The organism is Marinomonas sp. G8-14 (assembly GCF_055808935.1).
In genome coordinates this window covers 162,159-186,429 of the sequence record NZ_CM147891.1, presented here as the reverse complement: position 1 = coordinate 186,429, position 24,271 = coordinate 162,159, and the positions used below count along the sequence as shown (strand labels likewise).

Genomic DNA, 24,271 nt, shown 5'->3' with positions numbered 1-24,271 from the left:
TCGAGTGCGCTTTCTGCCAAGTAATCCAATGTGTACGCGTAAATTCATCTACTAAATAATCACCGTTAAATCGACCAAGACCGGAATTCTTTTCCCCCCAAAAGGAGCGTTAGGCTGATCATCAATTGTGATGTCATTAATGTGCGTCATACCCGCGACAACACCACGTGAAAAGTTAATACCTCGATCCATATCTGAAGTGAAGACTGCGCTCGAGAGTCCATATTCGGTGTCATTCGCAAGCTGCAAAGCATGTGATTCATTATCAGCAACAATCAGGGACACCACTGGGCCAAATACTTCATCTTGTGCTAACGCATGGCTATTAGACACATTACCATAGACATGTGGCGGTAAAAGCTGACCTTGATGCTCGCCACCAAACAGCTTATCTAAGCTAGCATCAGCGTGCTTAATCTTATTCAGCAAGCCATTAAGTTGCTGCTTGTTAATAATTGGACCAATGATTGTGTCTGCTTCAAATGGATTACCAACCTTAAGGTTACGGACACGCTCAACAAACATCTCGGCAAAATCAGCGTAAAGCGACTTATCAACAATGATTCTATTTGTACTCATACAAATCTGACCTTGGTGCAAGAAGCGCCCGAGTACTGCTGCTCGTACAGCCGCATCCAAATCCGCATCGTCAAGTACAACAAGAGGACAGTTACCTCCCAACTCTAACGCTATGCGCTTAATGTATTGTCCACCCGTTGCAATTCGACCAACGTTACGACCCACATCGGTAGAGCCGGTAAAAGAGATTAAGCTTGGTACTTTATGCGCTGAAAAATAGTCACCTATTTCACTTCCCGCCCCTACAACGACATTGAAAACGCCTGATGGTAACCCTGCTTCATCCAGAATTTTGGCAATCAATAAAGCCCCCGTAACAGGTGTGTCACTGGCAGGTTTAACAACAACGGTATTGCCAAGCACGAGAGCGGGGAAAATAGAACGAATACTGAGATAAAGAGGAAAATTCCAAGGGCTGATGACACCAATCACACCAAGTGCTTCTCGAAAGACAAAACTCTTCTTGCCATTAACAGGATGGCTCATTATTTTGCCTTCAACACGATCAGGGTAACTCATGCATTCTTTTGTGAGTGCATAAGTACTCTGCCATTCTAGAGTCGCCTTAATACGAGTACTGCCACTTTCTTGAATAATCCATTCAATAATTTCTTCTTTGCGCTTGCTCAGGATAGAAAGAACTTTCTCAATGTAGCCAATTCGCTCTGCAGCATCTGTTTTTGCCCACGATATCTGCGCAGATTGAGCGCAATGAAACGCCTTATCAACATCATCACATGAAGCAAGTTGGATGCTACCCAGTACATCATTATTAAACGGATTGATATTCTCTAAGGAACGAGATGAAGAGCCGGACACCCACTCACCATCTATATACTGCAATGAAAAATCAGCATATTTTGCTAGGTTATTATTTATATTCATTTTTACAAACCTCACGCTGAACGCAATCAACTTCGTTGTTTTTATAGTCATGATTCAAAGCCTCTTGCCTATCTCCTGCACACTAAGCACATCTAAAGCTAGATGAGCGAGACGCTAAAACTGAGAATGGCCGCACTTTAAAATCAATATATCCCACCATTTAGGATTTATCAACTAAAACACATTATGAGAAATAAATAAATTAATAGATAAAATAAGCCTGACAAAGTAATGCCACTCAAAAGTAAAAAGTTTCTTGTATTTTTAAGCGCAGATGGAGGCTTCTATTTCACAAATAAGCAGTTCTAGAGTTGAACTCTCGCACGCTAGATAAAAAAAGAGCCTCGGACGAGGCTCTTGATATGACAGAAATTCATGGGATAACAAGGGGATGATTATCCCATTTCTCTAGATCATTTTAGAGGTTCTGACGGTTAATTTTTGAAGGGGCGGTTTCCTTTAAAAAGAGAGTCACAATGAAACCCAAAACCATCGCCCCAGTAGCCACATACAAAATATATTGAATACCAAAAACTTGTGCGACCATGCCGACCATAAAAGACACGACACTGCCAGCAAATATCTCTCCTGTACCAATAACCATACCCGAAGAGCTAGAACGTAAATGTTTAGGCACAGACTCCGCACTGATAGGTCCAACCGTTAATGCTAGTAAGCTGTAGATAAACAACACGCAAACAAACACAACAGTGAATAACGCAGTCATGCTGCTAGCATCCATATTTATTAAAACCACCAAGGATAAAGCACCACCAAGAGACGACAAACTGACAGCGGCTTTTCGTCCAATTTTGTCAGATAATGCAGGTAAGCATATCGTCCCGACGGTGCCACCAAAACCAATAGCGGACAAAATAAAGCCCATTTGATTTAAATTTAACTTTAAATAATCCGTTAAGTAGTTTGGCAAAAATGCCGCCAACACTGTCAACACTGTCAACCAACAAAACATGGATACAACGCCCAAAGACACATTTCTATATTTGAATATATCGTACCATTTGCTAGCTGGTGCCCCTTTAATGACAGCATCAGCTTGCTCTTCCTTGGGGATATTTGCCAGTATTTGTGGATTATCTCTCAGTATTTTATACATGAAATAGGCAACAACGAATCCTGGTAAAGCGACTAGCGCAAAAATAAAATGCCAATCAACCACATTCAATAATTGTGTCACTAATACAGGGGCAATACCTAAACCAAACAGTGGAAATGCCGCCTGTTGAAGACCGATATTTAATCCTACTCTCGACGGCTTCGAAGCATCCAGCGTCGCAATAATACTACTTGGCGTATAAGCTCCTTCAATCAAACCAATGCCGATACGAATGAGCAACAATGAACCAAGCGTCGTTGCTAAGCCACTAAAACCAGCCAGTAATGAGAAAAGCACCAAAGAAGGTATAAGAATGGCTTTATGCCCTACTTTATCTGAAAACCTTCCCATAAAGATGGAGGAAAAACCCCAAGCGATACCCAGTGCGCCAGTGAGCAAACCAATATCGCTATAATTTAAATTAAGCTCTTTTGCCAACACAGGAAACATAGGCATGATGATAAACCTATCGATCCCAACCAAACCAAACCCTAAAAACAACAGAAGGATCGCTTTTACTTCATACGATTTATCCCAGTCCTTTTCAGAGATTTGCTCTATTTTATGTTCATCTACAATAATAGACATAGTAATGTTCTCTCAAATACAAGTAGGTTCAAGGCGGGGTTTAGAATTTGTGTGCTATTCTAAACTGCAGTTTCAATTCGTTTCTGAATCGATTCTCAACCATACTTTCGGAGTATGTATTCACCCATACATTGGTGCTTTGATCTTTTGAACTCCAGAAAACACCCGGTCCGATACCAAGGACCTCTTCCTTAGAATCTGCCAACGTGTCGCCATTCACTTTGTCATCAGTTAATTGTTTTAAGTAATAACCGTTTAAACCTGCGCGCAACCCTGGAAAAATTTCATAGGATGTCGCAAAGTTCATATACACAGCTTGACCGGATTGCGTGTTGTCTACCGCTCCACCATTCCATGTCAAAGGAGCGCTACCTGCTGGCTCAGAGTTTTCGAAGTTATAAAGATAATTAATACGGCCACTTATTTCGACACGAGGTGCTGGCAAGACGGTAAACGACCAATTGGGAATTAATGTGACGTAATTGTTAGATTGGTTAAAATCTTTGTCTGCATCATACCCACCCGTTGGAACAATCACATCAACAGCAATACGATGAGAAAATACAGGTCGGCCATCCTTAATAGAAGGTGGAAGCTGGAGGTAACCTGACAAGGTAAGATCGCCCAGCTCGGTACCATTATCTTTCAATTGCGGCCCGGTATTACCAAATGAGGCATCTAAACTAACCAAGGGAATAAATGCTGAAACACCATATATTTCACCAGACTCATTCGGCTCAAACTTATAGTCAATTTGGTTAATTGCTACCGTTACATCAAGGTTTGGTGAGTTAAAAGCAGCAGCATTGTTGCCATCACTGTCTTTTAGCGATGTACCGTTTTCTTTTTGAAGATATAACAAGTAAGTCACTCCAGAGGAGTTACCTGAAAAACCATCAAAAAAGCTCGTTGATCCCAAACTTGTTCCTTTTGGTAAGGTTACTGTTGGTGTAACCGCTAAGGAACTAGCACTGTATACAACAGCCAAAGACAATAATGTTTTTGCAAATAGTGCATCTGCTTTTATAAAATTATTTTTATATTCTCTCATGGTAAAGCCTCTTATTTATTGTTATAGTTCACAAATTAAACCAAGAAAAAATCTAATAATTGTCTAGAAATGTCATTTTTGCACCCCAGCGACAATGTAGTAAAAAAAACAGTAAAAACTTTCAAATAAAAAACTAAATAACATCCAAGAATCCCTCTAAAAAAAGAAACAACTTGTAGAAAACAAAAATTAAATTTCATAAAAAATAAATCAAGTAAAAGAAATATTTTTTAATTAATCAGGAAAATAAGTAGATTGAAAAACAGAAATTTTCCAATCCTTTCCATATTGTTTCCAAACCTCTATAAAAAAAGATTTTGGGTAGGTTGGTGCATCGTTACCTTGCTTATAAATACACATAGACATAACACCAGATATAATTGCTACATCACCAGCTAAATCAATATTTCGATCATTGGTTTCGATACTTATGTATTTCACACTTGGCACAAAATTGAGGTAACTGTCTCGATCATCGATTCGGCCAGTTGCATGAACATAACGCAATGTCTGTGTAGATAGGCCCGATAAAGCCACCATATCTTGTTCAATAAGCGCTTTAGCGCGTGACAAATGCGCATGCAAGACTCTAGCCTCATCCTGCAATAAATAAGGTTCGTCCATTTTATCTCCTAAAGTTAACGATAAAAAAAGTAATAGGAAAAACTAAAGCAAACCTAAATAATCTGGTAGCCATAATGACAAAACCGGTACTATGTTTATTAACGCCATAAAAAGGAACATAGCCAAAAGGAATGGCACCATCGCCATAAAAAGCCTAGACATAGAAATATTGGTACCGGCCATAACGACAAATAATCCAGGCCCTAAAGGCGGTGTCACTAGTCCAACTAACGTCGCTAAACTAATAACCACACCAAAATGTATTGGATCAATACCCATAGCAAGCGCGGCAGGCAAAACAATCGGAACCATAACAATCAGAATACTCATACTTTCTAAAAACATGCCTAAGAAAATAATAAGCAGATTGACCAACAATAAAAAAACCAATGGAGAATGAGTCCATGATGACATGGTTTCCACTATACGATCCGGAACACCCTCAAAGGAAAGCGCCCAACCAAACATGGTTGCTGCGGCAATTAACCCCGTTATCAACGCAGAATTAAGCGAAACCTGAAAAAGTGCATCAGGCAATTCCTTCCATTTAATCGTTTTATAAACAAACTTACCGATCAAAAGAGAAAGCAAAGCGCCAATGGCACCCGCTTCTGTCGGAGTCATTACGCCGGCACCAATACCAGTGACAATCAAAATGGGAATCGACAGAGGAGCAAGATTACTGAGTACTTCTGTAATGCGAACATTAGGAACATCTTTCTCAGTATTTTCTGGAAAACCAGCAATCCACCCCGTTAAAAAAATGACAATCCCAAAGGCAAGGGTGAGAAGCAAGCCGGGTAATACTCCGGCCATAAACAAGGTTCCTACCGGCTGATATGCAATAACGCCGTAAATAATCATCACCATAGATGGCGGTATGATTGGCCCTAATAACCCACCAGCAATCGTTACGGCCGATGAAAAACCTCGGTCAAAACCTTTTTTCTCCATCGCCGGAATCATCACTCGACTCATGACAGCAATTTGCGCAAGTGCTGAACCTAAAATAGAGCTAGCAATGGCGTTTGTTAAAAGGTTTACGTAGGCAAGCCCGCCTTTAAATCGACCTACAAACAGGGAAGCTAAACTAATCAGCCTATCAGTCAGACCACCTCGGTTCATCAACTCCCCGACCATCATAAACAATGGAATAGCCAACAAGCCGCTCTTTTCAAGCGAACCATAAAACTGTAGCGGTAAAGATCCCATTAACATAGTTAAGTCAGATTGCTCTAGGAACACCAATGACCCAATGAGTAAGGTGATAAAAATGGGCAGACCTAAGAACAAAGTAATAAAGAAAACCAGTATCGTAGCCATTATGATTTTCCTCCATGAAACAGCCCGCTAAGGGATTTAAAACAGTGTCTTAGCTGATGAAAACTCATAAAGCCTAAAGCAATCAGTAATATCGAATAGTTATACCAACGTGGCAGCTGAGTCGTTGGAGACAGCTCATTTTGAACCATTGGCTCCGTTACCCATTGAAAGGTAAGAACCAGCATAACCATTAAGGTCAAAAGCGAAATAATTTGAAAAGCGCACTCTATTGCCAACCGAAAAGAGGACGGGAGTATCAGAGTAATGAAATCGATCACGACTAACTTTCTTTGATAAATCAGGTAACTAACACCAAAAAAACTAATCGCCACAAAAACTTGAACAGCTACCTCCTCTGCCCAAAATAAAGGGCTATTTAAAACATAGCGCAGAAAAACTTGCGCAATCAGTAGCGTCACCAAACCAAAGGTTAACGTTATTAACAGTATTTTCTCTACCTGAGCGAGCCGATCATCAAACCAACTTAACAAAGCCAACATGTCATTCTCCTCACTCACTGAAAAAGGCTTCCAGTGAGCTTATCGATATATTATTTTTGTGCTTTCACTTGCTCATAAAATTCAGCAATAATTGGGCTTTTCTTAACGTATTGATTAAGAATGTCGGTCGCATTATCAGCGTAACTACTCTTGTCTATGTGAGTAACCGCAACGCCAGCGTCCTTAAGAGCGTTTAGGTTTCCTTCATCCGCCATAACTTGGGCCTTAACCCCCCAAGCTTCTGCTTCTGCAAACACATCACGAATCATGGCACGCTGCTCTACACTCTTACTTTCCCACCATTTTTTCGACACCACCACAATGCCAGGAAATGCCATATGGCTCGTCATTGCTAAGTTAGGAGCCTGCTGATAAAGCTTTAAGGCAGAGATAAGATCTAGATCAACATCCACCACTTCAATGAGATTAATGGCTAATGCTGACGCAATTTCTGGCATAGGCACAGCGGTTGGAATGGCACCAAAGGTTAACCACCAATCATTAAAGATAGGGACAGGGAAAATACTGATTTTCTTGCCCTTGATATCACTCAAGTTATTAACTGGATCGACTGAAATAAGGCTGCGCATCCCAGCAAAAACATAGCCAAGTCCAACCATTCCTTGACGATCTAACTCCGCTAGCATTTTTTTAGCGGCAGGTAACTGGGTCGCATCACCAGCATCCTGTACGCTATTAAAGAGTCCAGGTAAGAACCAAGCATTCAACGATTCTTCGCTATTTGCCATAAACGCAGCGGGAATAACGGCGAAATTAAGCGCCCCAGTTCCAACCATGATGGCATTTTCAGGGTCTGTTCCTAGCTCGCCAAACGGGAAGACTTTGATGTCTAACTCACCATGGGTACGAGCCTTTAAATCCTCAGAAAATTTCGTCGCAACCTTAGAGAAAATATGATTCGGCGGGACAGGCGTACTAAAACGTAGCTCTTCTGCAAACAACGATTGGCTACTGACACACATCATCACAGCCGTTATAACAAACCTAGAAAATACACTAAATGCGTTCAAATTCAGCTTTTTCATCTCGATCACCTTTTTATTATTATAAATATTCGACACGGACATAATTTAATAAAATGTTAGAATCATCAGTTCATTGAAAAACGTCCTAATAAACTGATTTTGATATTATTTCTGCGCTTTCACTTGTCCGTAGAACTCAGAAATTAATGGTGCTTTATTAAGGTATTTATTCAAAACTTCAGCTGTGTTGTCTGCGTAGCTATTTTTGTCAATATTAGTGATCGCAACACCAGCATCTTTAAGCATTTGTAAGTTATTCTCTTCAGCCATAACTTGGGCTTTTATGCCCCACGCCTCAGCCTCCGCAAATACGTCACGAATCACAGCTTGCTGCTCAGCCGTTTTGCTTTCCCACCATTTTTTCGATACCACCATAATGGCTGGAAATGCCATATGATTGGTTATTGCTAAGTTAGGAGCTTGCTGATAAAGCTTTAAAGCTGTGACCAAATCTAGATCAACATCGACAATATCCAGTAAATTTGTTGTTAATGCTGGTGCGATTTCTGGTGTTGGCAGTGCCGTGGGAGCGGCACCAAAGGTTAACCACCAATCATTAAAAATAGGCCAGGGAAAGTACGTATTTTCTTATCTTTAATTTCTTTCATGTCGGATATTGGATCGACCGAAAGAAGGTGCCGCATTCCTGCAAATACATAACCCAGTCCTACCATACCCTGTTTATCCAGTTCTGCTAACATCCCTTTAGCAGTGGAAAATTGAGTGGCTGCTCCGGCCGCTGCCACATCATCAAATAACCCAGGAAGCAGCCAAGCATTTAACGACTCCTCTCGATTAGCCATAAATGCAGCAGGAATAATGGCAAACTGAATCGCCCCAGTTTGAATCATTAATGTGTTTTCAGGGTCGCTACCTAGCTTGCCAAATGGGAAAACTTTAATATTCAAATCCCCATTCGTTCTGATACTTAAATCTTCCGCAAACTTCGTTGATACCTTAGAAAAAATATGACTTGGCGGGACTGGCGTACTCAGACGTAACGTTTCTGCGACCGACTGCATACTAGTAACACTGATTGTCAAAGCAACGACTGTTGCACTACAAAAAGAGCAAAGCTTGTTCAAATTTAATGTTTTCATCTCGATTACCTTTTTTGTTATTATCATTTTTAGATGTATCTCAATTTTTTTATATTTCTATCATTGCAAATGAATTAATGCTTTCTCCGTCCTTTTAAAATGGCTTTCTATATTCAATTAGGAACATAATCAGGTAATATTTCTGCCATAGAAGCTAAATTCTTTTGTGTTATTTCAGCGACAATGTAGCGATCAGGTCTTAATAAAAATATTGACGAGAATGATCGATTAAAAATCCACTTTTTCGCCTCGTCTTTATAGTCTCGAACAACTGTCAAATCTGGACTTTCAACGGGATTCCACGTTCGAGGCGTAATACAAACACGATGGATTTTATCGTTATAAATAGCACGATAAGGTTTGAGCATATCGAAGGCGGATTCAGGGCAATCAGAATAGGCGACTAAACAAAACCCAGTTTGCAAAATATCATCCAACAACACTTGTTTACGGTCAGGGGTTTCTAAACAAGGTTGTGCAATCATTAGTCCTGTTGATGAGTTTTTATTAGACCCATTCTTAACGAACCAACCACTTGGAAAGCGAGGCTTGGGTTTGTAACGCATTTGAGTTACATAATCACGGGCTGGTTTATAAAGACCAAGCAAACGGAAAAAGCCTTGAATCAACGTTGCTCTCAACATAGTTTTAGGCATCATTATTCGTCCTAGCATCTCAGCCATTTCGATCAACTGCCAAGAATGAGGCATACGCTCTTCTTCATAAGTTGCTAAGATTTTGTCTGACATGCCATGCTTAATAACCCAAGCAAGCTTCCAAGCCAAATTAGCTGAATCCCGTAATCCGCTATTCATGCCTTGACCAGCAAAAGGAGGGGTTAAATGTGCCGCATCGCCTAATAAGAAAACACGCCCGACTTTCCATTGCGCCGCCTTACGAGCATGAAAGGCATACACTTGTTTTCTAACAATAGAGGCATCACGATCTGGGCCGTATTGATCCATTAGCTCTCTAACAAAGTCTTCTTCTATGACCTGTTCATCGGTTTCACCAGGCAAAACCATAAATTCAAATCGACGAGTACCATTTGGGCCGGGCAAATTAATTCCAGGCCGTTTGGGATTGCAATAGACTCGAGTCTGGCGGAAGGTATCTTTGGTGCCTTTAATATCGATTATTAGCCACTTTTGACCGTAAGTTAAACCTTCTAAAGGAACCCCTAATGATGTTCTGGTAAAGCTTCTTCCGCCATCAGCCGCGGCAAGATAATCAGCTCTGACGTCATACGTCTGTCCTTCAGCCAAAACGGTAATAAACACTTCATTATCATCTTGAGTAAAATGAGTCACGACATGGCCAAAGCGAACATCAACACTTTCATATCTCGTTGCGCCTTCACGCAAAGTCGCCTCTAGATCAGGCTGTGAAAAAGCATTACGACGAGGATAGCCATATTCACTGGCAGTCGGCTCAATTTTGGCAAAAGGTTTAGCATCAACACCATAATAAACAGACCCATAATCCAATGCACAAAAAGACTTCACCTTTTCATGTAACCCGATGGCCTGCATCGTTCTTAATGATTCATCATCAATGGACACAGCTCTTGGTTCCAATACCGTGTGTTTGTTTTGCTCAAGAACAAGCGTTTTGACACCGTATTTACCCAATAAGTTAGCAAGCGTCATACCACTTGGCCCACCGCCAATGACGACAACTTCATATTTTTCGTTTAGGACTTTTTCACTCATATTCATTAACCACTCCAGCCGCACGACTGAATTTCCATCATGCCCATGAAATTTTGTTGGTACACCAGTCTAGAAATACGTTTTTAACTTCTTAAAAACGCTTGTCCCCAATAATTCAAGGTTTTAGGCTCATGCACCCACTCCCCTGCTGGAGCATCTTCAGGAAGAACTTGCAGCTCCGCCGAGATTTCTAACCAATTACCGTCTGGATCATGAAAAAAAATGAACAGGTTATTACCTGGGCCATGGCGGCCAGGCCCCCATTTAAGTGGAATATCAAAAGTCGACAAATGGTCTGCCCAATCACGAATGGCGTTCCAATTCGAAGATTCATAACAATGGTGATCAAACCATTTTTCTTTGGCTTGGAAGATGGCTAATGAATGATGTTCGTTGTCACTTCTTAAGAAGGCGGTTTTTAATTTTTTATTTTCATCAAACACATTATCACTGATTAAATAACCGACAGTGTTTTGATAAAAATCCACCATCTCTTCAATGTTGTTTGTGGCAAAAGCAAAGTGTTGTAAGCGAGCAGTTAATTCGGCTTGTTCTTTGCTCTTTTCTTCAACGCCAAAGGTTAACCAGTTACCATCAGGATCCTGAAGAGCAAACGCTTTATCATCAAAAAGAGGTGATGGAGAAGTACTTAATTGGATATTCTTCGCCAACAAAGCATCGCGCAAAAGATCCAAATTTTCCTCAGTCATTCCCATGGCAAAATATTTAAGCTCTTTCGCTTTGCCGGAAGTAAACAAAAGCTTTCTACCCGGCCCAGCAGAAATATAACCTTGGTCAATGTCTTCAATAGTGTTGCCCATGGCTTTTTCATAGAAAGTTGCCATTACTAATGGATCAGGACTACCAATCGCCAAATGGCTTAAATGTGCATTAAGTGCCATACCAACTCTCCTTTGAAAAGTGAGAATAAAAACGCTTTATTATTGTTAAAAAAACACAGTCTCCTTATTGCTCTTTCTTCAACGTAAATTAAGAAAGAGCAATAAAATGAGAAGGGACAACTCTATTATTGTTCTTCGTCTACTATGGTATTTCTTAGGATGCCTATTCCAGAGATTTCCACTTCAACCACATCGCCAGGTTTCATCCACACTGGTGGCTGACGAAATGCCCCTACACCACCAGTTGTTCCAGAAACAATCACATCGCCAGGAGCCAGCTCAGTAAAGGTGGAGCAGTACTCAATCAACTTCTCGACAGAAAAAATCATGTCGTCCGTATCGGTATCCTGCATAACCTCACCATTTAAACGCGTTGTTAGATGAAGCTTCTGTGGATCAGGAATATCAGAGGTAGTAACAAGGAAAGGTCCGAAACCGCCGGTACTAGGGAAGTTTTTCCCTGGAACAAACTGAATGGTGTGTTTTTGCCAATCACGCACACTGCCATCGTTATAACAAGAGTAACCAGCCACATAATCTAAAGCGTCTTGCGCCGCAACATGGCGGGCTGTTTTACCAATAACCACAGCAAGTTCCCCTTCAAAATCCAACTTGTGTGAAATAGTTGGTCGAATGATGGCTTGTTCATGTGCCACTTGAGTATCGGCAAAACGGGTAAAAATCATTGGATATACAGGCATATCACGGCCGGTTTCTTTAACGTGGGTTGCATAGTTAATACCAATGCAAAGCGTCTTGTTTGGGCTGGCAATGACGGGAAGATAACGAATCTCATCCAATGCTATTTCCGGCATATTCGATAAATCGAGTTGTTCAATCTTCGCCAAGTTTCCGTTTTGCAAAACTTGCTGAAGATCCTGCCCTAACTGAGACTTCATTGACTCAAGATCTTTCACTACATCATCCACCACCACACCATAAGAGCTACGATTGTGGAACTCAAAAGACACTAATTTCATTCTTCCCCCTCACGACATCCTCACAATAGCGCGGTATGCCAGTTTTTTGATTGACAGATTTTTATTATGAACAACAATATAATTTCAAAATAATAAAAAATCAACAAATCCTACAATGTGAGATTAAATTAATTACCCAATATAGAGCATTCACCCTATTCAAATGTGCTAAACTCTATGAGCTTTATTTCATTGCAAGGTATAATTCAGCAGGAAATCGACGCGCCAAGGTGTTGCACTTACTGAGTGGTTCAGTATCGTTAAACATGACTACATAAAATGGGCTGAAAAATTGGAAGATAAAAACGCAGAAGTGAATAACAAAGACGTAAAGCGCAGCAGTTTAGAACGTATGCTACGCATTTTAGACTTGTTTACCCAAGAAAAACCAATCTGGTCTGTAGACGATATTTGTACAGAATTTAACTACACCCGATCTACCGGATACCGATATACCAAAGAATTGGCCGATGCTGGATTGCTTTTTCAAACAGGAAAGAGCAATTACAGCCTTGGCTCACGTATCATTCAATGGGACCGTCAGTTACGCCTATCGGACCCTCTAGTTAGATTATCGAAAGACATTGAACAACAACCGTACGAGCTAGAAGGCAAACAAGCTTGGTTGGTTTGTAGACTATTTAAGGATCAAGTTGTCTGCGTGTATCACTTTGGTAATTTAGAGACTAGTCTTAGTTATTCAAGAGGGATTCCAAGACCTCTGTTTAGTGGAGCAACCTCTAAAGCCATCTTGGCATTTTTACCAAATGCTCAGCATATGCGTCTTTTTGTAGAAAACCCGAGTGAAATAGAACAATCCCATTTAGGTACAAACTGGAAAGATTTTAGAGCGAACCTGCAAAAAATCAGAGATGACGGCTATGCATTATCAATATCAGAAGTGGATAAAACCGTATTTGGTTTAGCGGTTCCTATCCTCAGCCAAGATGGCAAAATTCAAGCAAGCATTAGTTGTGTACGCTCAGTGGAAGATTATGACCCAAAGAGAATCGCAGCCGAGGTTGATATACTTAAAAAATATGCCATCAAACTAAGCAGTGGACTGGTTTAACCTTCCTCTAACAAGCTATTAAAAAAGGCAATATGACTGAAAACCATACTGCCTTTGCTTCATAGATATAATGTGAATGCCTCTAATACTATTGTTTTACCTCAATAGCATTAGATGTAACAACATCTTTCTCTTCGTCTTTCTTATCAGAGAAACCGGCACCTGCTCCAATAGCGATTTGCAGCGACGCCCACTCTTTTATCGCTGAATTATGAACGGATGCGGCATTAATTTGTGCGGACGCTTCAGAACGAACAGTGTCCAACAAGTCTAAAAGTGTCATCGCACCATTGCGGTAGTTATTACGACCTAAGGCTAACGCTCTCCCGTAAGAAGCGGCTGCTTTATTTAATAGCTCTGTCTGTTCTTGGTATAAAGTGAAATTCGATTGAGCAACCTGCACATCTTCTACTGCTCCTATAACACTTGCCCGCCAGTCAATTTCAGCTTGTTTTGCCACTGACACTTGGGCGTCACGCTGTGCATGAAGTGCGCCACGATTGAATATGCCTAGTGAAATAGATGGACCAAAGCTCCAGCCATTCACTGAGTCTGTATTAGAAACCGTACCGTTCAGGCTTATCGATGGGTAAAGTGATGATTCATCAACACCAACCGTTGCAACCTGTTGATGAAGAATAGCTTCGTAATATCGAACGTCTGGTCGATTTCGTAATAAATCGGCAGGTACACCTATGTTAATGCCAGTGGGCATGACCAACTTCTGAGAGGTTTGTTGCATTTCTGCCATCAAGGGTCCCGCAGGTTCATCCAATAACGTCGCGATAGCAAACACTGTCGCTTTAAACTGAGCCTGATAACTTGGTAGCTCAGCCTGCGCAGCTTGCAATGCCGCTTCAGCTTGCGCTAATTCATACTGAGTAGAAGCCCCTGCAGCCACTTCCTTTTTAGTAATGTCAAGCGTCTCTTTGCGTGTTGCAATGGTATCGCGAGTCAGTTCTAACGCTTGCTGGTAATAGCGGGCATTAGAGTAATCTGCAACTAACTCCGCAAGCCAAGCTAGCCGCTCAGTTCCGACATTCGATTGAATAGCAGCAAGGTTTGCAACTGCAGCCTCACGCTCTCGACGAATGCCACCAAATAAGTCAATAACAAAACTTGCGCCTAAACTACTTTCTGAACTAATGGTTGAGCCTTGTCCTTCGGTTCCCGAACGTAGTCGTTCAAAACTCGCAGAGCCACTTAAAGCAGAGTTAATACCTTTCCCCCTAAGCTTTGCATTGGCTTCATTGATGCGCTCTTTTGCTTGCAAAATACTAAGGTTTTGCTCGAATCCTCGTTCGACTAATTTCGTTAAAAGTGGATCATTAAAATCGCGCCACCAAGCTCGATAAGCGACATCATCAATATGAGCTACATTTCCATCTGTAAATGTGGCGGGAAGAGGCGTTGTTGGCACTTCCCAATCTGGCCCTACCGCAGCACAACCTGCTAATAATAAAAAAGGCGCCATTTTTAATAATTTTATCATTCAGATATCTCCTTACGGCTCAGTTTTTTAGAAAACTGAACTGCTTTCAATACAGCTACATACAAAACGGGCACCATTAATATTCCAAAAACAGCGGAGAAAGCGATCCCTCCAAGCATACCTGTACCAATAGAATTTTGTGCATTAGCACCTGTGCCACTTGCCAGTGCTAAAGGTAAAACACCAAACGCAAACGCAAAGGTGGTCATTAAAATTGGACGAAGACGCATTTTGGCCGCCGCAATAACCGATTCGAGCAGGTCATTTCCTTGCTTCCTCAAGCTTTCTGCAAACTCTACAATCAGTATGGCGTTCCGAGCAGCAAGACCGATAGTAGTTAACATACCGACTTTAAAGTACACATCATTTGATTGACCAAATACCCATGCCGTTAACAATGCACCCAGCAAGCTAATAGGAACCGCTAGCATGACGGCAAGGGGCACCATCCAACTTTCATAAAGCGCTGCAAGCGCAAGAAATACAACAACCACGGAAAGGATATACAGCAACATTTCTTGGTTTCCTGAAAGTTTTTCCTGATAGGAAAGCCCAGTCCAAGCAAGATCGTAACCCCCACCCATGTTTCTAACCTGCTCTTCCATCACATTCATAGCATCTCCTGAGCTAACGCCTTCAGCAGCAGAGCCTTGCAACTCAATCGCGTTTTCCCCGCCATAATGCGTAATAGAAGTAGCAGCCTCTTCCCAAACTTGTTTACTAAATGCCGTCATTGGCACCATGTCGCCATTACTATTGCGCATATACCAATCATTAATGTCTGACGGCTGCATACGATAAGGTTGATCACCCATTACTCGCACATCACGCAATTTGCCATCCAGTATGAAGTCGTTAACGTAATCGCCAGCAAAAATAGTCGTTAGATTACTATTAATATCGGATAGCGTTAGACCTGTTGCCTGTGCTTTTTGTGAATCTATATCAATGGAAAGCTGTGTTTGAGTGTTAGACTCATAACCCCGAATGGAGGTTACCTTACCTGTCTGTTGTGCCGACATAGCAAGCATTTGAGCTTGCTTTTGTAGCTCCACAAGCCCCTTGCCACTAGAGTCAGTTAAATACATATTAAAGCCGTTCGATGTCCCCATACCCTGTATAGCAGGAGGCTGAAGAAAGAAAACCTGACCATATCGCCCGCCGAAAAAGTGCATGTTGGCTTGGTTGGCAATCTGCTCAGCAGAGACACCATTTCGTTCATCCAAATCCTTTAAACTAATAAACATCATGGCAGTATTCTGGCCAGATCCACCAAAACCATATCCAATAGCAGCAAAGGCACTATTAACGTATTGCCCTTGGTCTTTAAGAAGATAATTTTCTATTGCGGTCACAGTCTTTTCTGTCTGACTACGTGTAGCATTATTTGGCAGCGAAACCGATGCCATCAGTATGCCTTGGTCCTCCACTGGAACAAAACTTGTAGGAAGACGATCGTACACAAAGACAATGGCGACCCCAACCGCGACAACCATAGCAACCATTCGAAAAGGTCGACGCAGCAGTTTACCCACAGTCCCCGTGTAACCTAAATTTAACTTATCAAGACCCGCGTTAAACTTACGTGCAGGCCAAGCATTAGATTGGCCATGAGAAGGCTTCAATAACGAAGCACACATAGCTGGCGTTAATATTAAAGCGACAAAAAGAGACAATACCATCGCAGAAACGATCGTAATGGAAAACTGTCTATATATGATCCCTGTAGAACCGCTCATAAATGCCATAGGCAAAAATACAGAAGTCAACACAACGACGATACCAATCAAAGCAGGAGAGATTTCCCTCATACTTTTCTCTGTCGCTGCCATTGGGCTTAAACCTTCTTCTTCCATCACCCTTTCAACGTTTTCTACAACAACGATGGCATCATCAACCAGCAAGCCAATGGCAAGTACTAAGGCAAACATAGTTAATGTATTTAAGGAGAAACCTGTAATAGCCAGTACACCAAAAGTACCAAGCAACACAATGGGAACCACAAGCGTTGGTATGAGAGTCGCTCGCCAGCTTTGTAAAAAAACCAATATCACGATAAAAACCAGTGCGATGGCTTCAATTAATGTGTGGAAAATTTGCGTTATAGACTCTTGAATAAAAGGCGTCGTGTCATAGGGATAAACAACACTTATGCCTTCTGGAAGCTTCTTCGCTTGAGCATCAATAGCAGCATGAATTAACGTAGAGGTATCAACGGCATTGGCTCCCGTCGCTAAATTAACACTAAAGCCAACTGCATTTTTCCCATTGTATTTTGAAAATACAGAATAGTCGTCACTGTCTAACTCGACACGTGCAACATCTGCAAGAAACACAGATGAACCATCATCATTGGTAGAAATAACAATCTTTCTAAAGTCATCAACAGACGTAAGTTGTGATTGTGCCTTAAGAAGAATTTTTACTTGTTGACCCTTTTCGTTTGGAATTGCACCAAGCGATCCAACCGTTACATTGGTATTTTGTGCCGAAATAGCACTTGTTACATCACTGGGTGTTAACGAGTATTTATAAAGCTTGTTAGGATCAAGCCAAATACGCATCGCGTATTCTGAGCCAAACGTGTTTACTTGACCCACACCTTCTACACGCTGAAGCCTCTTCTTCATCTGCTGAGAAAATAAATTCCCCAATTCAACACCAGAGTATCGGCCATCTTCAGACACCAAGCCACCCACTAATAAGATTGAACTAGTAGAACGGGTAACAGTGACGCCAGTTTGAGTAACGACAGAAGGTAAAGAGCTTTCTACGACTTTTAGTTTGTTTTGGACTTGTACTTGAGCAGTATCTGGATCAACGCTACTGTCAAAAACAAGCGATATGCTAGAGCTACCTTCACTGGACGTGGACGTCATATAAAGAAAACCGTCCAAGTCTGTCATGCCATCCTCAATGACAGAAGTCACAGAATCGGCAACGATTTGTGCTGATGCTCCAGTGTATGTGGCACTAATTTGAATAGTTGTTGGAGCGACTTCGGGATACTGAGAAATTGCCAAACTTTTTAGACCAAAAGCGCCCCCTATCATCAGCGCAATGGCAAGTACCCAAGCAAACACCGGACGATGTATAAAAAACTGTGTCATAGGGTATTACTCCGACAGAGACGTTTGTGAATGGCTAGGAGACAGTTTCATATCGTTAGCTTGAGATGGCGCAATGTCTTGAGTTGTACCATCACTATTAATGGAGACTTCTACAGGAGTAACTGCAACGCCCTCTGACAAATTCTTCTGCCCATCAACAATCACTTGTTCGTTAGCAGAAATCCCTGAACGTACAATCCAATTATTCTGATAACTACCATAGGTTTTTAAGCTAACTTTTTTAGATTTGCCGTCGCTATCAACGACGAAAGCGGAAAATAAACCATCGGCGCCATGAGACCCTGCTCTTTGAGGAATAAGAAAGGCTTTCTGACTACCAAGTTGCAATATTCCACGTACAAACATCCCAGGCAGAATGATATGATCGGGATTATCAAACTGGAAACGGACGGTTACCGAACCAGTGGAAGTAGAAACCGTTGGTGAATAAGTAACCAGTGCACCAGAACCTTCTAAAATATCATTGTCGCCGACCTGTAACTGAGCAGAAAGTTTCTCTCCAGTCTGTACGGCACCTTGCTCGATCTGACGACGAAAACTCAACATATCTTCTACAGGAGCAACCATATCAATAAAAATAGGATTTAGTGTCGTCACTGTTGTAAGGGAATCAGTTTGTCCTGAAGAAACCAAATCACCAAGAGAAACATTGGAGACGTCTACAATCCCGTCAATAGGCGAAACAATAGTCGTCCAGCCCAATTGTATTCTTGAATATTTCAAAGCTGCTTCTGCAGACAATAGCGTCGCTTTAGCGGAAGCGAGCCTCAGATTCTGCCGTATCAACATCAGCAGCTGTATAGCCTGAGCCTTCTAGTTTTTTAGCTCTATTATAAGCGGACTGTTTAACTGGTAAATTTGCCTGAGCCTCCGCAACAGTGGCCTCATCGGCTGCCACTGTTGCTTGATAACTTGAATCATCTAATCGAAAAAGCGGGTCACCTTTTTTAACTTCGGCACCCGCTTTATATAATTTATCAATGACAATACCAGTCACTCGAGGTCGAATATCAGCTTTTTCATAAGCAACAGCCCGACCTGGAAGCTCAACGATAATTGGCACTTCCTGTTGCTTCACTGTTATCACGCCTACTTGCTGGGGAGGTAAAGAAGGTGGTTGTTGAGCCAATGCACTAAGAGGTAGCGCTGCAAACAAAAAATTTACTAACAAGTGATATGGTTTAATTTGTTTCATACAAATTCCCTAAGTTAAAAAGGATCTATAGCTACCAACAACATAAATTAATGAGTCATAGATGATTAAGAAGATCATACGGAAAAGAAAAATATTGCACAATGCGCAACATTTTCATTGCAGGCAATAATTGTCATTTATATTTTTAATTCCTTAAAATATGCACTTTTTTTTATTTTTTAAAATAACCTAGAGAGCTGTTAACATAACGTTATTTACTATTTGGCGTACATTAAGAGAGATAGCGATGTTAGGTCTTAGAGAGCGTAGGCGTATTGAGATGGCTCGCGATATACATAAAGCAACACTTAAGCTCGCTTGCAAAGATGGCTTTAGTGCTGTTACAACCCAGGCCATAAGTAAATATGTTGGTATTAGCCATAGAACTTTTTTCAATTATTACGAAAATAAAGAGTCCGCTCTGATGAGTGGAGTACCTGACATATCAGAGGAATCGATTGAACGTTTCTTGAAAAGTGAACTTCCTATAAAAGAAAACCTTCGTCTATTAATGTTTGATTTCATGCAAGCTGCAACAACAAATAAAGAGGAACTACTTATTGTATTAGAAATTGTTCGTACCCATCCCAAGGCAGGACAAATTCAGTTAGCCAGAATGTCAGAAGCAAGGAGTCATTTAAGCCAACTACTCGCGATGAAGATCGAAAACAGCTCGGCATTGGTACTCGATATCTTAGCTGAAATGCTTTTATTCAGCGGATGGACTGGTATTTTACGTTGGTTAAAGGAGCCAATAGAGCTCGAAGAAGCATTTGATGTTTCTTGGGAAGCGCTAGGAGAAGTCACCAAGATTTTAACCGTTTAATTATCTAAAGAACTTGAAGGTGTTAAAAAAATTGACGACTTTCGTTCATGAAGCAATTGTCTTTATTCGCTATCTGCATGCTTTAACCACCCTCACTAATCACAATAACACCATCTACAACAATATTTAGCCCAAAAATAAAGCCACTCACTAGTCACACTGGCGAGGGGCTCCAGCTCTGGTAGTCAAGTAAAACATTGATTACAAAACATAAAGAGCCTCAGGTGAGACTCTTTAAACTTCACAGATTAATATAACAGGATGCAGGTGATTACCTTACACACTATTCTTGGCCGATCGTATTGATGAGCGTACCCATAGGACCAATTTCAACCTCAATTATATCTCCAGGTTTCATCCAGACTGGAGGTGTACGTTTTGCGCCAACGCCACCGGGTGTGCCACTGACAATGACATCTCCAGGGGATAATGGAGTAAAGGCTGAGACATACGCAATAATCTGAGCAATAGGGAAAATCATGTCGCCAATCGGTTGATCTTGCATGACTTCACCGTTTAAGCGTGTAATAACATGGACGTGTTCTAGGTTGCCTGCCTCATCTGGAGTCACCATGTAAGGGCCAAATGGCCCAGTTGTTGGGAAGTTTTTTCCTGGTGTGAACTGTCTTGTATGCCATTGCCAATCTCGTATAGAGGCATCGTTAAAACAGGCATATCCTGCCACATGATTCATTGCTTCCGCTTCGGCAATGGCGCGACCACCTTTGCCAATGATCACGGCAAGTTCTCCTTCATAGTCTAAGCTTGTGGATACGTTAGGCATCAGAATTTCTGATTTATGAGCCGTTAAACTGTCGGCAAAGCGTATAAATATAGATGGATTAGCCACTTCATCGCGTCCGGTTTCTTTGCGATGTGATTCATAATTATGGCCAACACAAAATATTTTATTCGGATTGGGAATCACAGGAAGTAAGGTGACTTGTGAATAGGCAAACGTTTCGTGTGTTTCTAGCGTTGTCAGTGCATTGTTGGCTATCGCTGTTTTCAGATCCGTGGGAGCTGACGCAGTTTTTAGGTCGTATACGATATCGTTTTCTAAACGACCATAACTTGCGGTGCCATTTGGACGTAAAAAGCTGAGATATTTCATATTATTGGCTCTCTTTATTTGTGTTTTTTATCCGTTGTTCGGGTTCCCATTGGCGGCGAAATCTGAAGTTCTCTTCTGCTTGTCTCAAGCCTTGGAAGTCTTTGTCAGATGTTCCCCATTGGTCGATTCGGTTTGCCGGCCATGTCCAATCTTCAGGCGCTCCCACAGGGTAGTCTTCGGTTATTTTTTCAACGGCAGTGGAAAACTCAATAACAGCGCCAAATGGTGCAATAAAATAAGCAAATACATTGGCACCAGGGCCGTGGCGACCAGGTCCCCAAGCGGGTGTCATTTGGTGATCTCTGAGTCGGCCAATGCCGCGCATGACGCCATCTAGGTCCGCCATTTCAAAAGCAATATGGTTTAGTGAACTAAAGCCTGCTCGAGCAAAAGCGGTGCTGTGATGTGAGTCGTTACAGCGTACAAACACCATGCCTTTGGTACGGTCTGAAACACGGAAGTTAAGTACTTCCTCTGCAATGTCTGCGGTTTTTTCTGCATCTGTTGAATTGAACACCACATGGGTTAATTTGACGGGAAGATCCTGCCCTTGCATGGCTGGAACATCCGTTGCCCCAACGAGAAAGCGAAATAATTCCCCCTCTGGCAGTTCGACAATGACACCTTCACCACCGCCTAGGTCAGCTGATACTTCACGTTTTGCCTTCAAACCACGCTCATGAGACTTTGTCACAATGTGCTGCAGTTCTTCTTCATTACAAACAAAGGTCGTTGAGCGTACAAAGCGATCTTCACCTTCTTCTAAGGCGACCAAGTACGGGAAGGTGCCAGCGCCCCGAATATAATAGGTGTTGCCTTTTTGGCCTCCAGAAGCAGCACCCCAGATGTCTATTAGAAAGTCATGGGCCTCTTTGGCTTTGGGTAAAACGAGTTCAACACTGCGTAATTTCATGCGCTTTTCTCCAAGTTAACATTCATCTGCATATGGTCTAATAAAGAAGTGAGCAAACCCGATACGTCATTCAGTGCCGTTCCGTAAACATAGAAATCAGGGCGAATAAGTACGCTATCGACTTCCGCTTCTTTCAACCAATTTAAAATGGCGCCCTTGTCGTCCAGTGTAGTGACGTCAGTAATGCTAATGTCATAACGGGGCATGTTTTGGTCTATGAAGTGCTTGGCGGCCTTTACTGCTTTTTTGCCTGTCACAAATAACCGCCATTTTTCTTTGATCACGTTGTCCATTAAATTCCCATTAATGTGAGGCTGGATAAAACGTACTCCGGCTTTCGTCGTTTCTGTTGCAATCACTCCTGACTGAATCGCTGGTATTAACTCTGCCGCGGTATTGGGGAGTTCGTTTTGCGCTGCTTTTCTTCGCACTGTGGCGTCACGTTCAGAGGCTTTTTGAGGATCCAAAATGCAGATATATTTTCCTGCCTCTATGGCAGAGGAGATAACAGATCGAACGTGAGGATCCCGCTCTATTTGGTAGGTATCCAATAAGGCTTCGTGACTTAATCCCTGCGTAATCGCTGACATTTTCCAGGCCAGATTAGCGACATCTCGCAATCCATGGCACATTCCTTGACCGAAGAAAGGCGGAGTTTGATGGGCTGCGTCACCCGCCAAAAATACCTGACCAAGCCTCCATTGTTCTGCAATCAGACCATGAAAACGATAGGTTGCGGCACGAACAATCTTATGCGGCACACCGTTTAAATACGGTCCTACGAGCTCTAGAACTTTATCTGGCTGCATCATTGATTGATCATTTTCCCCAGGCAGCAGCATCATTTCCCAGCGGCGATGATTACCACGACCTGGGACAATCGTGATAGGGCGTTTGGGATCACACAACATGACTGAAAGTTGTTGTAAATCTGCTTCGTCTGGCACGCCAGTAAAGTTGGGAAACTGCACGTCTCCGTCTACTTGCGCATCCACCACTAACCAAGGCTCTTCGAATTGCAAATCCTCAAGTTTGATGCCTAAGGATTTGCGCACCTTACTGCTTGCTCCATCACAGGCAATCACCCAGCGCGTTTTTTCGCTTGTGACTCCGCTTGATGTTTTTATATTTAGCGTTACGCTTGAATCTGTCTGTGTCAGGCTGTCAAATTCAGAGCCTAACCGTAAAGCAACATTAGAGTATTGCTTAAGCGCTTGACGCAGATGATTTTCAAGCTCTGGCTGGTAGAAAAAATAATCATTAGACCAACCATATGGACGAGGTTTACCCACCGTCCCCATATAACGCATGACGCCGTAGTCTGCACCAATATGTAAATGACCCTGAGTGTCACGCATGTCATTTAGCACATCGTTGATGACTCCCGCGGACTGAAATAAACGCATCATTTCATGGTCAAGATGTACTGCTCGAGGTAAAGGAAATGGATTAATTTCTTTTTCCAGAACCAAGACTTTTAATCCAGATTTGCCAAGTAAATTGGCAGCCAAAGCACCTACTGGTCCACAACCAATAATCGCTACATCGAACATGGAGTAACCTCATAAGACAATAAAAAATGAAACAAAAGAACGTGTGTACCCGATCATGAATCACTAGGTATCACGCATACCAACGCTTCAACTGACAATACCGTTGGCAGCGATAAATCCGTTTTCCTCAATACCTGAGATGGCACATATTTCGTCGTTCTCACCGATATCACCGGAAATGCCAATCGCGCCGATAATGGCTTTTTCATGATCCAGAATTAAAACCCCGCCAGGGGAAGGCACCATTCGGCCCTGACTGATGGTGGTTAATGTATTGATGAACTGAGGGTTCTTCTGGCTGCGTCTGGTTAATTCACTAGAACCGAACCCCATTCCAAGGGATCCCCATGCTTTACCAAAGGCAATATCAAATCTCGCAATCCCGGCACCATCTTCGCGTTTAAAAGCAATTAAATGTCCACCTGGGTCTAAAACGGCTATGGCGAGCGGGGAAAAGTTGTTTTTCCTCGCTGCTTTTAAAGCGGAATCTATAATGTTTGAAGCATTAATTAGTGTCAGTGAACTCATTTTGGGGCCTCTACTTAATAGAAAAGTAAACGTTTTAATA

General features: G+C 41.9%; 22 protein-coding genes. 2 read left to right on the top strand and 20 right to left on the bottom strand.

Going from position 1 to position 24,271, the window contains the following annotated elements; all coding sequences use genetic code 11:
• Positions 1 to 51: 51 nt before the first annotated feature.
• The 12 genes from AC0L6V_RS00940 to AC0L6V_RS00885 form a co-directional block, all read right to left on the bottom strand.
• A complete protein-coding gene (locus AC0L6V_RS00940) occupies positions 52 to 1,464 on the bottom strand; it encodes an aldehyde dehydrogenase family protein (protein ID WP_265216866.1) in 1,413 nt (470 codons plus the stop codon).
• Between the two features lie 418 nt (positions 1,465 to 1,882).
• The gene (locus tag AC0L6V_RS00935) at positions 1,883 to 3,169 is read right to left on the bottom strand and encodes an MFS transporter (protein WP_265216865.1); all 1,287 of its coding nucleotides are present in this window, start codon (positions 3,167 to 3,169) and stop codon (positions 1,883 to 1,885) included.
• Positions 3,170 to 3,209: 40 nt separating this feature from the next.
• Positions 3,210 to 4,220, bottom strand: a complete 1,011-nt coding sequence (locus AC0L6V_RS00930) for a SphA family protein (RefSeq protein WP_265216864.1) — start codon at positions 4,218 to 4,220, stop codon at positions 3,210 to 3,212.
• Between the two features lie 234 nt (positions 4,221 to 4,454).
• On the bottom strand, positions 4,455 to 4,844 hold the full coding sequence (locus AC0L6V_RS00925; RefSeq protein WP_265216863.1) for a nuclear transport factor 2 family protein: 390 nt from the start codon (positions 4,842 to 4,844) through the stop codon (positions 4,455 to 4,457).
• A 42-nt stretch (positions 4,845 to 4,886) separates the two neighbouring features.
• Positions 4,887 to 6,167 carry a TRAP transporter large permease gene (locus AC0L6V_RS00920; RefSeq protein WP_265216862.1) on the bottom strand — a complete coding sequence of 427 codons (1,281 nt, stop codon included), beginning with the start codon at positions 6,165 to 6,167 and terminating at the stop codon, positions 4,887 to 4,889.
• Complete coding sequence (locus AC0L6V_RS00915) at positions 6,167 to 6,667, bottom strand: TRAP transporter small permease (protein ID WP_265216861.1); 501 nt, start codon at positions 6,665 to 6,667, stop codon at positions 6,167 to 6,169. The genes AC0L6V_RS00920 and AC0L6V_RS00915 overlap by 1 nt, the downstream gene beginning before the upstream one ends.
• A 50-nt stretch (positions 6,668 to 6,717) precedes the next feature.
• A complete protein-coding gene (locus tag AC0L6V_RS00910) occupies positions 6,718 to 7,713 on the bottom strand; it encodes a TRAP transporter substrate-binding protein (RefSeq protein WP_265216860.1) in 996 nt (331 codons plus the stop codon).
• 105 nt (positions 7,714 to 7,818) lie between these two features.
• Positions 7,819 to 8,232, bottom strand: coding sequence for a TRAP transporter substrate-binding protein DctP (gene dctP, locus AC0L6V_RS00905; protein WP_418139059.1), 414 nt, complete (start codon positions 8,230 to 8,232; stop codon positions 7,819 to 7,821).
• 23 nt (positions 8,233 to 8,255) lie between these two features.
• Positions 8,256 to 8,813 (bottom strand): TRAP transporter substrate-binding protein, encoded by a 558-nt coding sequence (locus tag AC0L6V_RS00900; protein WP_418138677.1) that lies wholly within the window; start codon positions 8,811 to 8,813, stop codon positions 8,256 to 8,258.
• A gap of 113 nt (positions 8,814 to 8,926) precedes the next feature.
• Entirely contained in the window at positions 8,927 to 10,525 is a 1,599-nt protein-coding gene (locus tag AC0L6V_RS00895) for a bifunctional 3-(3-hydroxy-phenyl)propionate/3-hydroxycinnamic acid hydroxylase (protein ID WP_409419847.1), read from the bottom strand.
• Positions 10,526 to 10,608: 83 nt separating this feature from the next.
• Positions 10,609 to 11,427, bottom strand: coding sequence for a VOC family protein (locus tag AC0L6V_RS00890; protein ID WP_409419213.1), 819 nt, complete (start codon positions 11,425 to 11,427; stop codon positions 10,609 to 10,611).
• A gap of 125 nt (positions 11,428 to 11,552) precedes the next feature.
• Positions 11,553 to 12,407 (bottom strand): fumarylacetoacetate hydrolase family protein, encoded by an 855-nt coding sequence (locus AC0L6V_RS00885; RefSeq protein ID WP_265216854.1) that lies wholly within the window; start codon positions 12,405 to 12,407, stop codon positions 11,553 to 11,555.
• Between the two features lie 292 nt (positions 12,408 to 12,699).
• Here AC0L6V_RS00885 and AC0L6V_RS00880 point away from each other — a divergent pair, with 292 nt between their 5' ends.
• Positions 12,700 to 13,479, top strand: coding sequence for an IclR family transcriptional regulator (locus AC0L6V_RS00880; RefSeq protein WP_265216853.1), 780 nt, complete (start codon positions 12,700 to 12,702; stop codon positions 13,477 to 13,479).
• 88 nt (positions 13,480 to 13,567) lie between these two features.
• On the opposite strand, the gene AC0L6V_RS00875 is transcribed toward AC0L6V_RS00880, so the two are convergent.
• Genes AC0L6V_RS00875 through AC0L6V_RS00860 form a run of 4 tightly spaced genes read right to left on the bottom strand, consistent with a single transcriptional unit; the run spans position 13,568 to position 19,297 of the window.
• Complete coding sequence (locus AC0L6V_RS00875) at positions 13,568 to 14,971, bottom strand: efflux transporter outer membrane subunit (RefSeq protein ID WP_265216852.1); 1,404 nt, start codon at positions 14,969 to 14,971, stop codon at positions 13,568 to 13,570.
• A complete protein-coding gene (locus AC0L6V_RS00870) occupies positions 14,968 to 18,081 on the bottom strand; it encodes an efflux RND transporter permease subunit (RefSeq protein WP_265216851.1) in 3,114 nt (1,037 codons plus the stop codon). Before AC0L6V_RS00870 ends, AC0L6V_RS00875 begins: the two co-directional genes overlap by 4 nt.
• Before the next feature lie 6 nt (positions 18,082 to 18,087).
• Positions 18,088 to 18,825, bottom strand: coding sequence for an efflux RND transporter periplasmic adaptor subunit (locus AC0L6V_RS00865; protein WP_418138676.1), 738 nt, complete (start codon positions 18,823 to 18,825; stop codon positions 18,088 to 18,090).
• A 28-nt stretch (positions 18,826 to 18,853) separates the two neighbouring features.
• Positions 18,854 to 19,297 carry an efflux RND transporter periplasmic adaptor subunit gene (locus AC0L6V_RS00860; RefSeq protein WP_265216849.1) on the bottom strand — a complete coding sequence of 148 codons (444 nt, stop codon included), beginning with the start codon at positions 19,295 to 19,297 and terminating at the stop codon, positions 18,854 to 18,856.
• 280 nt (positions 19,298 to 19,577) lie between these two features.
• On the opposite strand from AC0L6V_RS00860, the gene AC0L6V_RS00855 reads away from it, so the two are divergent.
• The gene (locus tag AC0L6V_RS00855) at positions 19,578 to 20,123 is read left to right on the top strand and encodes a TetR/AcrR family transcriptional regulator (protein WP_409419211.1); all 546 of its coding nucleotides are present in this window, start codon (positions 19,578 to 19,580) and stop codon (positions 20,121 to 20,123) included.
• A 283-nt stretch (positions 20,124 to 20,406) separates the two neighbouring features.
• On the opposite strand, the gene AC0L6V_RS00850 is transcribed toward AC0L6V_RS00855, so the two are convergent.
• The 4 genes from AC0L6V_RS00850 to AC0L6V_RS00835 form a co-directional block, all read right to left on the bottom strand.
• Positions 20,407 to 21,237 (bottom strand): fumarylacetoacetate hydrolase family protein, encoded by an 831-nt coding sequence (locus tag AC0L6V_RS00850; protein WP_265216847.1) that lies wholly within the window; start codon positions 21,235 to 21,237, stop codon positions 20,407 to 20,409.
• Position 21,238: 1 nt separating this feature from the next.
• Positions 21,239 to 22,150 (bottom strand): VOC family protein, encoded by a 912-nt coding sequence (locus AC0L6V_RS00845; protein ID WP_265216845.1) that lies wholly within the window; start codon positions 22,148 to 22,150, stop codon positions 21,239 to 21,241.
• Positions 22,147 to 23,703, bottom strand: a complete 1,557-nt coding sequence (locus AC0L6V_RS00840) for a bifunctional 3-(3-hydroxy-phenyl)propionate/3-hydroxycinnamic acid hydroxylase (RefSeq protein ID WP_409419210.1) — start codon at positions 23,701 to 23,703, stop codon at positions 22,147 to 22,149. The genes AC0L6V_RS00845 and AC0L6V_RS00840 overlap by 4 nt, the downstream gene beginning before the upstream one ends.
• 87 nt (positions 23,704 to 23,790) lie before the next feature.
• Positions 23,791 to 24,231: a GlcG/HbpS family heme-binding protein gene (locus AC0L6V_RS00835; protein ID WP_265216842.1), complete on the bottom strand. Its 441-nt coding sequence runs from the start codon at positions 24,229 to 24,231 to the stop codon at positions 23,791 to 23,793.
• Positions 24,232 to 24,271: the final 40 nt, after the last annotated feature.